This window comes from Dendronalium sp. ChiSLP03b, from assembly GCF_034531165.2.
GTDB lineage: Bacteria > Cyanobacteriota > Cyanobacteriia > Cyanobacteriales > Nostocaceae > Dendronalium > Dendronalium minutum.
Genome location: NZ_JAVRBR020000149.1, coordinates 1 through 12898, shown reverse-complemented (window position 1 = coordinate 12898; position 12898 = coordinate 1). Strand labels below are relative to the sequence as shown.

Annotated in this window: 10 protein-coding genes, 1 tRNA gene and 2 pseudogenes; 11 read left to right on the top strand and 2 right to left on the bottom strand. The window is 42.0% G+C overall.

Annotation, left to right across the window (positions count from 1 at the left end; all coding sequences use genetic code 11):
- Positions 1–6 precede the first annotated feature (6 nt).
- Positions 7–204 carry a hypothetical protein gene (locus tag RMY31_RS34495; protein ID WP_409879300.1) on the bottom strand — a complete coding sequence of 66 codons (198 nt, stop codon included), beginning with the start codon at positions 202–204 and terminating at the stop codon, positions 7–9.
- 752 nt (positions 205–956) lie between these two features.
- Here RMY31_RS34495 and rsfS point away from each other — a divergent pair.
- The 5 genes from rsfS to RMY31_RS34470 all read left to right on the top strand — a co-directional run bounded on the left by rsfS (position 957) and on the right by RMY31_RS34470 (position 4634).
- The gene (gene rsfS / locus RMY31_RS34490; RefSeq protein WP_322659243.1) at positions 957–1415 is read left to right on the top strand and encodes a ribosome silencing factor; all 459 of its coding nucleotides are present in this window, start codon (positions 957–959) and stop codon (positions 1413–1415) included.
- A complete protein-coding gene (locus RMY31_RS34485) occupies positions 1412–1912 on the top strand; it encodes a CGLD27 family protein (RefSeq protein ID WP_322659242.1) in 501 nt (166 codons plus the stop codon). Before rsfS ends, RMY31_RS34485 begins: the two co-directional genes overlap by 4 nt.
- A 77-nt stretch (positions 1913–1989) precedes the next feature.
- Positions 1990–2943, top strand: coding sequence for an asparaginase (locus RMY31_RS34480; RefSeq protein ID WP_322659241.1), 954 nt, complete (start codon positions 1990–1992; stop codon positions 2941–2943).
- A 47-nt stretch (positions 2944–2990) separates the two neighbouring features.
- A tRNA-Met gene (locus RMY31_RS34475) sits at positions 2991–3067 on the top strand.
- A gap of 103 nt (positions 3068–3170) precedes the next feature.
- Positions 3171–4634 carry a YcjF family protein gene (locus RMY31_RS34470; RefSeq protein ID WP_322659240.1) on the top strand — a complete coding sequence of 488 codons (1464 nt, stop codon included), beginning with the start codon at positions 3171–3173 and terminating at the stop codon, positions 4632–4634.
- Positions 4635–4707: 73 nt separating this feature from the next.
- Here the strand turns inward: RMY31_RS34470 and RMY31_RS34465 are convergent, their stop codons facing one another.
- Positions 4708–5223, bottom strand: coding sequence for a hypothetical protein (locus RMY31_RS34465; protein WP_322659239.1), 516 nt, complete (start codon positions 5221–5223; stop codon positions 4708–4710).
- 49 nt (positions 5224–5272) lie between these two features.
- Between RMY31_RS34465 and RMY31_RS34460 the strand changes: the two are divergent.
- The 6 genes and pseudogenes from RMY31_RS34460 to RMY31_RS34435 form a co-directional block, all read left to right on the top strand.
- Positions 5273–6471 (top strand): annotated as a pseudogene (locus tag RMY31_RS34460) (DNA cytosine methyltransferase).
- 160 nt (positions 6472–6631) lie between these two features.
- The gene (gene deoC, locus RMY31_RS34455; RefSeq protein ID WP_322659238.1) at positions 6632–7312 is read left to right on the top strand and encodes a deoxyribose-phosphate aldolase; all 681 of its coding nucleotides are present in this window, start codon (positions 6632–6634) and stop codon (positions 7310–7312) included.
- A 99-nt stretch (positions 7313–7411) separates the two neighbouring features.
- The gene (recO, locus tag RMY31_RS34450; protein WP_322659237.1) at positions 7412–8335 is read left to right on the top strand and encodes a DNA repair protein RecO; all 924 of its coding nucleotides are present in this window, start codon (positions 7412–7414) and stop codon (positions 8333–8335) included.
- Positions 8322–9962, top strand: a complete 1641-nt coding sequence (locus tag RMY31_RS34445; RefSeq protein WP_322659328.1) for an MFS transporter — start codon at positions 8322–8324, stop codon at positions 9960–9962. Before recO ends, RMY31_RS34445 begins: the two co-directional genes overlap by 14 nt.
- A gap of 348 nt (positions 9963–10310) precedes the next feature.
- The gene (locus tag RMY31_RS34440; RefSeq protein ID WP_322659236.1) at positions 10311–11462 is read left to right on the top strand and encodes a glycosyltransferase family 4 protein; all 1152 of its coding nucleotides are present in this window, start codon (positions 10311–10313) and stop codon (positions 11460–11462) included.
- Positions 11463–11787: 325 nt separating this feature from the next.
- Positions 11788–12898: pseudogene (locus tag RMY31_RS34435) on the top strand (hypothetical protein); the annotation flags it as partial.

The following is a 12898-nucleotide window of genomic DNA, read 5'->3' as shown; positions in this document are numbered from 1 at the left end:
CTCATGTTATGGTGTCATAGCTAACTTAAACTGAAAATAATAATTGCTGTGGTTTCTACGCCACTTGATGCCAGTCGCTTCACGTCGGAAAACCCTTTCGGCAGTCCGATCTTGGGGGTTTCCCCCATGATCGGACTGCCTCACCATAGTGCTGGCTCGTTTATGTTGGGAACCCATCCACAGTAGTGGTTCTTGATACATCACTGGCGTTGAAAATACTACAGCGGTTACTTTTGGATAAAAGCCCTAAGACCCTACCCTGCGATTTCTGTAGCAGTAAGGGTAACGCTCTTTCTTTACAAGACGCTACGCGCAGCTTGCTTCGACCTAGGAGTACCTTGCTAACACCTGTCACCTGGGTCAGAAACCCTCCCATAGTGCTTGAATCACCGCACTGCACTGGCTTTTCAAGACTGGACTGCCTTACCAAGACTATAGACTACCCCATGTTGTACTATGCCTAAGAAATATTGTGACTTCCCTTCAATGTCCGCAATGGAACTTTATTTCACCATCGCTTTTAATCAAAAACTATCGCTAATTCTTGCCAATCACACTTTAGGTAGACTATGCAGAAGTCTGCTATGCTATATACTAAATGATAAATTTAACTTTTAGCAAAATTCCTAAAGTGTGGGATGCAGTAATATACCCAAATCCTGAGCTTTTCAACTTTAGGAACAATCTAAAGAAACATTTTACTGTTTGGCTAGTCTGCGATCGCTCATGAAAATTTTTGGATTGAAGCTATCAATCGATTCATATCAACGTAATAGCCAACTGCAATTCGTTCTGATTGATATTGCAATCCAAAATAGCCAATTGTCTAACCAATCCCATAGATACCTGTTTTTTTGTTAGTATTCAAAAAAACCCATGCATACAGTTGCCATTCAATAGTTGTTTGTAGGTAACTGTAAAAATTGTAACAAAAGGGATAAAGCACCTGAGGTTGAATGTCTGATTTTTTCCAAGGAAATTTCCCATTAAAATCCGTCTCAGTGACAAAGAGTGCGCTCAGAAGCCCAGAGGCTGAAAATGAGGTGAGTGGAAATTTAGCTGTAACCATAGCCGAAGCTGCATCAGACCGTAAGGCGGGCGATATTTTAGTACTTAAGGTAGCCGATGTATCTTACCTAGCAGATTACTTTGTGATGATGACTGGCTATTCCAGAGTACAAGTCAGGGCGATCGCTGAAGCAATTGAAGCACAAGTAGAAAGTGAGTGGCAACGCCGTCCTTTGCGGACAGAAGGAAAAGCCGAAGGGAGTTGGGTGCTACAAGACTACGGCGAAGTTATAGTTCACATCATGATGCCAAAGGAACGGGAGTTTTATAATTTAGAAGCATTCTGGGTTCATGCAGAACGCATTCCCCTTCCAAAATCTGATGATGGTGGGAGTAAGCCAACATGATTAGGTCTTCGGTTTCCAATTGCCCAGTTCCCACAGACCAACAACCACTCAATGAGTACGAAGAGTTAAAAACCTCCTGGCTGTTTCGTGATTGCACCTTAAATTGGCGGCAGTACATCACGAAAATGCTTTGGATTTGGGGTTTATCGTGGCTAGTGGCAGGTCCTGTGGCAGCAGCCAGTTTTCCCGCACACAAAAATATTGCCCATTTTATCCTCTGTGGTGCAGCAGGAGCGAGTATAGGGGTAGTCCTAACCTTAGTACGATTGTATTTAGGCTGGCAGTATGTGCGCGATCGCCTGTATAGTATGACTGTATTTTACGAAGAGTCAGGCTGGTACGACGGTCAAACCTGGACAAAGCCTCAAGAAGTGCTAACCCGCGATCGCTTGATTGTCGCATACGATATCAAACCAATTCTCCGACGACTACAATTTACCTTTGCTGGCTTGGCTGGATTGTTGCTTATTGGTACTATGGTTTGGCATTTGTTTTAAATAGTCATTAGTCAGTTGTCAGTTGTTTGTACTACTGACAACTGACAACTCATAAAAAAGGTAATAAATTTTAACCCATGGCAATGGGAAAACGAACTCAAGCCACAGCACTGGAAGTCCGGTTGCTGCGAGAAGGTGTTATTGAATCGAGACATATAGTCCAGGCTGTTGTATGCGATGAGCGGGGACGGGTTCTGACTGTTGCCGGAAACTCTGAAACTGCTACATTTGTCCGTTCAGCACTCAAACCATTCCAGGCACTCGCAGTCACGGCTACAGGCACACTGGAACGCTATGACCTAAGCGATCGCGACTTAGCAATTATCACAAGTTCCCATAAGGGAACAATCGAGCAGGTACGACAAGTATTCAATATCCTTTGGCGGGCCGATCTCGACCCGACTATACTCCAATGCCCAATTCCTCAGGGTAAGCGAAGTCCTCTAGAATACAATTGTTCTGGTAAACATGCAGGAATGTTAGCTGTTTGTCAACAGCGACATTGGCCTTTGAATAACTACTTGGATCGCAAGCACCCAGTACAGCAGTTAATTTTAGGCAAAGTAGCTGAGTTGCTACGAATGCCAGCAGAAGAATTTATCAGCGCTCATGACGACTGCGGCGCACCAACTTATCTCATGCAACTCGGCCAAATGGCATCTTTGTATGCACTGCTAGCCTCTAGTAGCAACTTGGATATGGAACGTATTGTCCGTGCCATGACTCATCACCCAGCGATGGTAGCAGGAGATGGGGAATTTGATACAGAACTGATGCGTTTAACTCCAGGGGAACTGGTAAGTAAAGCTGGTGCTGAAGGAGTACAGTGCATTGGCAGACTTGGTGAAGGCATGGGATTAGCAATTAAAGTCCTGGATGGGGCAAAACGGGCCAAATATGCCGTTGCTATCCATTTACTTCAGCAGATGGGTTGGGTTAGTCCTAGCGTGGCAGAAAGCTTGGCAGAAAAGTTTATGACTTTGGGTAAATACAAGCGTCTAGAAGTGGTTGGAGAATTATCGCTGTTATAGTTGCCAAACTTCTAAGTTTGAGTTATAGTTGAAAAGTCAACAAGCGACGCGGGATAGAGCAGCCTGGTAGCTCGTCGGGCTCATAACCCGAAGGTCAGTGGTTCAAATCCACTTCCCGCCACCAAGTAGAAGATAAGAGAAACCCCTGCAATCTGTAAAGGTTGCGGGGTTTTGTTTTATTTTTGATCTATTCTGGAGTAGAAACCTTCCAAAAAGCGCGGAGAATCATGGTTGTGAAGTTGCAGCGACCGATTTTAGTGGGAGGATTGGGACTATCCTTTTCCCTATGGATATTACAAAGTTGGCATCATTCAATAGTGCAGCTGAGTGAGTTCGGTTTATTGAGTGCCTTAGCTGTTGGTGGTGGTTTGTGGTTATTCCAGCAAAATCGCCCGAAAGGCAGTTTAGAGAAGCTAGATGGTATGCCTGTAGATCGGGCAACAGTGGAAAGTGCGATCGCCAAAGCTGAAATCGTTATTAACCAAATAGCACAAGAGGCAGAAAACCATATAGCTTTAGAGGCACTACAAGAAAAAGTTGCCCAGTTGGTTTTAGAGTTAGACAGGCAAGAAATTAAACTGGCTGTTACTGGCGGTAAATCCGTAGGTAAAAGCACTTTAATTCGAGTGCTAGAGTCTAGTTGGCAGCAAGAAATACAGCAAAAAGTTAACTTCTGTGAAACAGCACCTTTATTTAGAGAAGTAGGCGAGCGATCGCATACAGTTGCTTTAGCCGAAGTAAATCAAGCTGATTTTGTTCTGTTTCTGACAAATGGTGATTTGACAGATTCAGAATTTCAAGTTTTACAGCAGCTAAAGGCAGCGAATCAGCCGACAATCTTGGTTTTCAACAAACAAGACCAGTATTTAGCAGATGAACGTGCTAACGTGTTGCTGTCGTTAAAACAGCGGATGCAAAACAATGTAGTTGCGACTGCTGTGTCTCCCGTTCCTATCAAAGTGCGGAAACATGAGGCTGATGGTTCTGTGCAAGAGTGGATGGAACAACCAGCACCAGACATCCAGCAGTTAACGCAGCAGTTGAGTGAAGTCTTGCTACAGCAGGGACAACAGCTAGTGTGGGCAACTACTTTCAGGAAAGCTATGTTGCTGAAAGCTGAGGCAAAAAATCTGTTGAATGGAACCAGACGCGATCGCGTCACCCCCGTTATCGAACAATATCAGTGGATAGCTGCGGCGGCTGCCTTTGCAAACCCAGTACCAGCGCTGGATGTTCTGGCAACTGCGGCAATTAATGCCCAGATGGTAATGGATTTAGGTAATATCTATCAGCAAAAATTTTCCCTAGAACAAGCGCAAACAGTAGCCGGAACAATGGGAAGTTTGATGCTGAAACTGGGTTTAGTAGAACTTTCTACAAAAGCTGTTAGCACTGTCCTCAAAAGTAACGCTGTCACCTTTGTGGCTGGTGGCGTTGTACAGGGAGTTAGTGCGGCTTATCTCACCAGAGTAGCAGGGTTAAGTTTAGTTGAGTATTTTGAGCAGCAGGAAATAGCGATCGATTCTGGCAGCAATTTGAATTTGGACAAGTTGCGGCAAACTTTGCACAAGGTATTTCAGCAAAATCAGCAGATTGCTTTTTTGCAAGGTTTTGTTAAGCAAAGTGTAAAGCGTTTGTTACCAGAGACACAACAGGTTGAACTTGTTGGTGCTGAGAAAGCAGTTGGATAATTTCGCGCAAAGGCGCTACGTATTTTCTAGCGTCTTTGCATCTTGAAATTAAGCTTAATTATAAATTGCTCGTCTAGTTAATAGGGTGGTAGCACTCAGAATTGAAAGGATGATAATTTACTTCAAATAAGTGATTGTTATAACGTTTAATTATGACAAGATTTTTAAAAGAGTAGCGATATTCCGAACTGTATCTTCCAGGTATATGAATGCAATCACAGTCATCATATCCTTTTCCAAAATCTTGAGATGATAAAGGTGAATCACAATAGAGTATGCCTTGAAAGTCTGTTCTCAAACCTACCCGTAACTTTATGATTATGCAGTAACAATCATTAGATGTATGGAGCGCTTCAACAAAACCCAGCACATCAATACGTGATAGATAATAAGGTAATTCAAATCCATCAGCAGTATCTAAAGGCAAATTCTGCGTTTTGATCCAATCAAGGATTTTTGGAACTTTTTTGATTGCCAAATATCTTCTATAACTATACCAAGCTTTTCTGAATAAATCGCTTGGAATGATTACTAACCACAGTGGAATAATTAATAAAAAACTTAAAATTCTAGTTAAGGAATATTTCATGTTAAAATATAGTTACTATTAAGTAATTAGTATATATTAAAAATAATTAATGGCTAGCGACCGCCCTTGTATTTTCTCTTTTTTTGCTGGATCTGGTTTCCTTGATTTAGGTTTTGAAACAAGCGGTTTTAACATTGTTTATGTCAATGAAATTTTTTCTCCATTCATGGCAGCATACCGCTATTCACGAGAAGTTCTCAACTTACCATCGCCAGAATACGGATATCATGAAGGCGAAGCAGCAGACATCACTAAACTTACAGAAGGTGTAAAAGCACAACATCTTTGGGGGTTAATACAAGATTGCCGCAAATCTCATAATATTATCGGTTTTATTGGCGGGCCTCCTTGTCCTGATTTTTCTATTGGTGGAAAAAATAGAGGACAATGGGGAGATAATGGAAAAATTTCAGGTGCTTATATAGAATTAATTTGTCGTAATCTTCCAGATTTTTTTTATTTGAGAATGTTAAAGGTTTGTGGAAAACAACCAAACACCGTTTATTTTTTGAATCGCTTAAAGAAAAACTACAGCAAGCAGGCTATATATTAGCAGAACGGTTAATTAATACCATTGAATATGGTGTCCCTCAAAATAGAGAAAGAATTATTCTTGTTGGTTTGCGAAGTAATATTATAAAGGACATAAACAGAAAAATTGGTAGTGACAAGCTATTATCTAAAAGTTTTTTTGATTGGAATAGCCAAATTTTATATTCTCAAGAGAAAGTTTTTGCTTATCCTTGGCAAAAGTGCGAACCATTTCAAGAAGATTCTATACTGCCTTGTCCTAATGGTATTCCTCAAGAACTTACAGTTGAATACTGGTTTAGAAAAAATGATGTATTAAATCATCCCAATGCTAAACACTATTTTCAACCAAGGGCAGGTATCACAAGATTTGCCACTGTTGATGAAGGAGATGATTCTAAGAAGTCTTTCAAACGTTTGCACAGATGGCGTTACTCTCCGACAGCTTGCTATGGCAATAATGAAGTACATTTACATCCCTACAAAATCCGCCGAATTTCTGTAGCCGAGGCTTTAGCTATACAATCTTTGCCTAAAAATTTTGTACTTCCAGAGAATATGTCACTCACTAATATGTTTAAAACTATTGGTAATGGGGTACCCTATTTGGCATCAAAGGCCTTAGCTCAAACTATTCTTGATTTTTTAGTAACCAGTCCTAACAATACTGCTGAGTTGCCTACATCGTCAGTAATTAAAGTCAAATTAAATACCTAATTAAACCGGAATACCAGCAAAATTGTCTTGTAGACTAAACTAGCTGGCTTGTTTTCAAGATAAACTCGTAATAAATGTGGTTTAAGTGGTTTAATATATATATAAGAAATGTCTTAATTTTTTATAAAGATTAATAATCAATTACTGGTAAAAGATAAAGATGGCAGCAGACTATCCAGATATTGATATTGCGCCATTTATAGATCACGCCTTATTAACGCCAACGGCTACTCCAGAGCAGGTTGAGCAATGGTGTGAAGAAGCAGACAGATATCATTTTGCGGCAGTTTGTTTATATCCCGCCCATGTAAAGCAAGCAGCAGAACTCCTTCACGGTAAGAACCCAAAAATCTGTACAGTGATTGGTTTTCCTACTGGGGCAACGACTTCAGCAGTCAAGCTGTATGAGGCTCAAGAAGCAGTGGAAAATGGAGCTACTGAGTTGGATGTGGTTATCAATTTAGGCTGGTTGAAAGTTGGTAAAACCGAGCAAGTTCATCGAGAGATTGCTGAAATTTGTGAAGAGACTGAGCAAACGGTCAAGGTAATTTTAGAAACCAATCTGCTGACGGATGCGGAGAAAAAACTAGCAGCAGAAATATCTATGGATGCAGGGGCGGCATTCTTAAAAACTAGTACAGGTTGGAATGGCGGTGCCACTGTGGCGGATGTGCGGCTGTTGAAAGAAGTGGCACGAGAAAGGGTGGGAATTAAGGCATCGGGGGGTATTCGCAATCTTAATCAAGCCTTAGATTTAATACTGGCGGGTGCTACTAGATTGGGCACGTCTCGCAGTATCGATCTGATCCGCCAGCGCGATAACCTGGAAAAGGGAGAATAGTCATTTGTCAGCTGACAGTTGTCAGTTTTTTGTGTCTGATTACTGACCACTGACTACTGGCAATATAGCTAATGACTGATGACTAACGGCTGATGACTAATGAGTAGAACCTATAAAGCAACTGGAATTAATCTCAAAACTCAAGCGCTGGGAGAATCGGACAGAATAGTGACAATTTTGACAAGAGAATTCGGTTTGATTCGAGCAGTTGCGCCGGGGTCACGCAAGCATAACTCCAGCTTAGGCGGTAGAAGTGGGATGTTTGTAGTCAATGAACTGTTGATTGCTAAAGGGCGATCGCTCGATAAAATTACTCAAGCACAAACACTCAAAACTTATCCAGGTCTAGCTAAAGATTTGGGAAAACTGTCTGCCAGTCAGTATTTAGCAGAAATAGTACTGTGTCAGGCTTTAAGCGAACAACCCCAAGAAGAACTGTATGAGTTACTTAACGAACATCTCCATCGTTTAGAGGTATTGCCTAAGACAGAGACATTTAGTATTTACGCATACCTAGCTCATGCAGTGTTTCACCTTTTAGCATTGGCAGGACTGACACCCCAGGTGCAAGTCTGTTGCCTGACTCAACAACCCCTACGGCCAGATGTTACAGATGCCAACTGGCAGGTAGGATTTAGTATCCCTGCGGGTGGTACGGTTTCTTTAGATGCTTGGGAACGCTTGCGAACAGAGGGGAAAATTGGAAGAGACAGGGAGAATTCAAAACCCATCCCATCAGCCAATCGCCCCATCGACCAATCACCCCAAACATCTAGTTACCAAACAGTTGCCCATAGGCAAGAAATACCAGCGATTTCTAGCCGCCTAAGTTCTACAGAACTGGCTATGTTCCAACAGCTGTCACAACCAGAGATAATGCAAATTAATCCAGCCCAAGATTTTGGCTGGTTATCTGTTGAGCAGATTTTGCGCCAGTATGCTCAGTATCATTTAGGTCGTCCTATTCGCTCCGCTACCTTGATCGACTCTTATTTTGCTGCCAACCATGATGCAACCGTCTGATTTGGATACAAAAATCCTACCTTTGTCACCAAACTACGCCAAAAAACAGAATCGGGCATCAGCACCGACAGTCCCAAATCACCTAAGTGCTGTTCCCAAATCTACACCCAGTCAGCTCAATGGTCATGAAATGTCCCCACAAGACGTTTCGACAAATAATAAACATTGGACATCGGAAATCCCAAAAAGCGATATTCCCAAGGAATGTGAAAAACAATCCGATGACCACCTAACCACCGCTGAGGCAGATAGCAATGGGAAGAGTTTGCCAGTAGCTACTACCCCGAAAAAAGAACCGTCGAAATTAGATGTATCTAGTTCCAGTAAGGAAACAACATCGGGAAATGTACAACAACAAGGATTTTTACCTGTATTAAAAAATCCTAATTTCTTAGCTCTTTGGGGTGGTCAAGTTTTTTGCCAACTGGCAGATAAAGTGTATTTGGTGCTAATGATTGCCTTAATTAACAGTCAGTTTCAGACGGGTAATCAAAGCATTAGTGGTTGGGTATCAGCATTGATGATGGCTTTCACCATTCCAGCTGTACTGTTTGGTTCTGTGGCTGGTGTGTTTGTAGATCGCTGGTCGAAAAAAGCTGTACTGGTGGCATCGAATGCTTGGCGCGGCATCCTAGTTTTAGCAATTCCCTTTTTGTTGTGGTTGACTCATGATTGGAAACCCATAGGATTGTTACCAGTGGGTTTTGCGATCATTTTGGGCGTAACTTTTTTGGTTTCCACGCTGACGCAGTTTTTTGCACCGGCAGAACAGGCTGCAATTCCTTTAGTGGTGGAAGAACAGCACTTACTTTCGGCTAACTCCCTGTACACGACAACGATGATGGCATCGGTGATTGTAGGGTTTGCTGTTGGAGAACCTTTGTTAGCGATCGCTGATGGAATTTGGTTGCAACTTGGTGGTAATAATGGGTTGGGCAAAGAAATTTTAGTGGGTGGCAGTTATGCGATCGCTAGCGTCATTTTGTTACTCTTAGTGACTAACGAAAAGCCCCATGACGAAAAAACAGAATTCCCTCACGTTTTCTCTGACTTGCGCGATGGTTTCGGCTACCTCAAAGCAAATCCTCATATCCGCAATGCTTTACTACAACTGATTATCTTGTTTTCTGTCTTTGCGGCATTAACTGTTCTAGCTGTTCGCATGGCAGAAATAATTCCTAACTTAAAAGCTTCCCAATTTGGCTTTTTATTAGCATCTGGTGGTGTTGGCATCGCTGCTGGAGCAACAATTCTCGGTCAGTTCGGTCAGCGCTTCTCCTATACGCAACTCAGCTTGTGCGGTTGTGTAGGTATGGCAGTATCTTTGATTGGTCTTTCTATCTTTACTACACAGCTATGGATAATCCTACTGTTGGTAGCGCTGTTGGGTGTCTTTGGGGCGCTAGTGGGTATCCCCATGCAGACAGCAATCCAAACGGAAACCCCACCAGAAATGCGGGGTAAGGTCTTTGGTTTGCAAAACAATGTAATTAATATTGCTCTTTCTTTGCCTTTAGCATTGGCAGGTGTCGCAGAAACCTTTGTGGGATTACAAGCAGTGTTTTTAGGATTAGCTGCGATCGTTTTTTCAGGAGCAATCTTAACTTGGTATAACTCCCGTGAGTAGTAGCACAAAAGTTATTATTCGCTACCTTGACATCATTACTCACTTAATTAAAGTTTTTACTTTCGTGGTAAACTGATGCCAGCAAAAATATATCGCAAACTTGCTAGTTATACTTTGATATTAACTAGAGAAAGTTTTTATCAATGTATAGGCATAACCTAGTTATTAGGTAGGCTAGATTAGCCATAAATGCGTTGATTTCATCAACGCAAAATTTTGCTAATTGATTAGTATTGGGTGGAATTTTATGGTAAACAAAAAGCCAGGAAGTGCAACAGGATAAAAGACGAAAAATCAAAGAGACGAAACTGTATGAATAAAATTTGCTTTTCTCATAGCTAATAAAGAATGCGTATAGCCTGGATTGGAAAAAAATCACCCTTTTGTGGCAACGTCACCTACAGTCGGGAAATTACAAATGCCTTGCTAGACCGGGGACACCAAGTTAGCTTTCTTCACTTTGCTCAAGAAGAATCTGAACCTGATAACTGGCCAAATTGTCAAGAAGTTCCCCTACCTTTTATTTATAAATCTCAAGTCTACACAATTCCCACTTTCAAAGCGACCAAAGTCTTAACCCAATCGTTGCGCCGCATTAAACCAGATGTAGTCCATGCATCCTTAACCCTTTCTCCTCTCGACTTTGTTCTACCGGAAATTTGTGAAGAACTAAATTTGCCTTTAATTGCCACTTTCCACACACCATTTGCAGGTAAAGGGGCAAAACTAATCTCAGGAACACAACTTTTGGCTTATCAACTCTACGCGCCTTTTTTGGGTAACTACGATCGCGTAATTGTATTTTCCCAAATTCAAAGAGAATTGTTGGCACGCATGGGTGTAAAAGAAGAAAATATAGCTGTGATTCCCAATGGCGTAGATACTACCAAATACTCTCCTGGACTTTCTACAGTCAAAGCAGAATTCAAAGCCGAACGCTTGTTTGTCTACCAAGGTCGAATAGCCCCAGAAAAAAACATCGAACCCCTCCTTCGTGCTTGGAAACAGTCGGAGATGGGAGTTGACAGTAAGCTGCTGATTGTCGGTGACGGGCCGTTGAAGCCATCTTTAGAGCAATTTTATGGTTGGGAAGAAGGCGTTACTTGGTTAGGATTTGTTGCTGATGAAAACCGACGTATCGAAATTTTGCGGGGTGCAGATGTATTTGTTTTACCTTCATTAGTAGAAGGTCTATCCCTGTCTCTGTTGGAGGCAATGGCGTGTGGAATAGCTTGTTTAGCAACTGACGTGGGTGCAGACGGGGAAGTATTAGAAAAAGGCGCAGGCGTAGTTCTGAATACAAAGACAGTGCGATCGCAGTTAAGAACTCTTTTGCCATTATTCCAAGACCATCCAGAATTAACAACTCTGTTGGGGCAAAAAGCGAGAAAGCGCGTACTAGACCGTTATACCCTGAGCAAGAATATTACTCACTTAGAACAACTGTATAGTGAAGTTTTAGCACAGCGACAACCCGTACCATTGAGTTGGGGAGCGTAGGAAACTGAAGCCCAGATTCAATCCGAGTAAAGGCGCAATGCATTGCGCCTTTACTCGGATTTATGAGTTTACTTTACTCATTTCTTGCACCAACCGTAGTCACCCGTACAAGTCAGAGAAACCAGTGTTCAACTGTAACAACAGATGAATTGATACAAGTAAGTAGTTTTTGTTTCAAAAATAACTTAGAAGTTGGGATTAATGCAGAAGATGTGAGATGAGTGAATGCAGAGACGGTTTGACAAAAGACATAGATATGATTGCATCTGAATCTCAAAACATGAGAGAAAGGGCGTGAAATGTATTTCGATAAAAAGCAAGAAAAATGCTTGCCCACGCCCAAGAACTAGTTTACAGCTTAAAAGAATTGATGCCGACACCGTACCAAAAAGAGAACCTAGAAGCGATGTTGGCATTATTTTTAGAGGCACAAGGACATCCATTACCCGAACACAGTCAAACAAAATCCCCAAGTGCAATCAGCCGATTTTTAAATATCAATCCTTGGTCAACTAGGGAGATGATTCGTGTAGTTCGTTCCACCGCATTACAAACAGTTTTCAATGTATTAGCATCATCTGGTAGAGGAAGGAAACCCTTTTTACAAGTAATAATTGACCTGACAACTTTAGAGAAACGAGGCAAATTTCCAGAATTTAGTGATTTAATCAGAGTCTACAATGGTAAACGTGGGTTGCATCTGGTCGTAATTTATTTAGTAATTGGAAGATGCCGCATTCCTTGGAATTTTCGGGTTTGGAGAGGTAAGGGAACGCCCTCCCCTGCACAGCTTGGATTGAAACTCGTGAAACGTTTACCGCAATCTTTAACTCAACATTTCCAGACTATTATTTTAGCTGATACAGATGAGTGGCAGTGTCGAATTTCTTGAGGGTATACGTCAACTCAAATATCATGCTATTACAGGTGTAGCTATTAGTCGTAAATTAGCTGATGGTAGACTGTTAAGACTTTTACACCAACAAGGGCAACAAGTTTATCTGTTTGGTTTAAAGTTTCCTGTTACTGTTTCTTGGTATTACTTAAAGCGTGATAATGGCAAGTTAGAAAAGCGTTTTGTTTTGTCTACTCGACCTATCAAGGCTTCTACTCTCAAGTGGTGAGGCAGTGCGGTCTTGGGGGTTTCCCCCATGAGCGACTGCCGAACCCGAAGGGTGGGGTAAACGTCGTTGGTGAGCCAGTGCGGTGGACGGGTTCCCCGGCATAAAGCAACTGGCGAACCCGAAGGGCAGATAGAAGGTTGGTTTAAAACCGCAAAGCATCGTTTTGGTTTGCATCGCTTTGGGCAAGGAACTCTGCTGGGTATGTATCGCTGGCTGATTCTTTCTCTGACTGCCTTCCTGATTGCTCACTGGACTCATCTCCATATTCAGCCAGCGTCACCACCTAACTGGGGACAAGCTGCACAAACTGCC

Bases quoted from the DNA above. Each gene is read 5' to 3' on its own strand.
- rsfS (WP_322659243.1), top strand. From the start codon at position 957: ATGTCTGATTTTTTCCAAGGAAATTTCCCATTAAAATCCGTCTCAGTG.
- RMY31_RS34485 (WP_322659242.1), top strand. From the start codon at position 1,412: ATGATTAGGTCTTCGGTTTCCAATTGCCCAGTTCCCACAGACCAACAA.
- RMY31_RS34480 (WP_322659241.1), top strand. From the start codon at position 1,990: ATGGCAATGGGAAAACGAACTCAAGCCACAGCACTGGAAGTCCGGTTG.
- RMY31_RS34470 (WP_322659240.1), top strand. From the start codon at position 3,171: ATGGTTGTGAAGTTGCAGCGACCGATTTTAGTGGGAGGATTGGGACTA.
- RMY31_RS34465 (WP_322659239.1), bottom strand. From the start codon at position 5,223: ATGAAATATTCCTTAACTAGAATTTTAAGTTTTTTATTAATTATTCCA.
- deoC (WP_322659238.1), top strand. From the start codon at position 6,632: ATGGCAGCAGACTATCCAGATATTGATATTGCGCCATTTATAGATCAC.
- recO (WP_322659237.1), top strand. From the start codon at position 7,412: ATGAGTAGAACCTATAAAGCAACTGGAATTAATCTCAAAACTCAAGCG.
- RMY31_RS34445 (WP_322659328.1), top strand. From the start codon at position 8,322: ATGCAACCGTCTGATTTGGATACAAAAATCCTACCTTTGTCACCAAAC.
- RMY31_RS34440 (WP_322659236.1), top strand. From the start codon at position 10,311: ATGCGTATAGCCTGGATTGGAAAAAAATCACCCTTTTGTGGCAACGTC.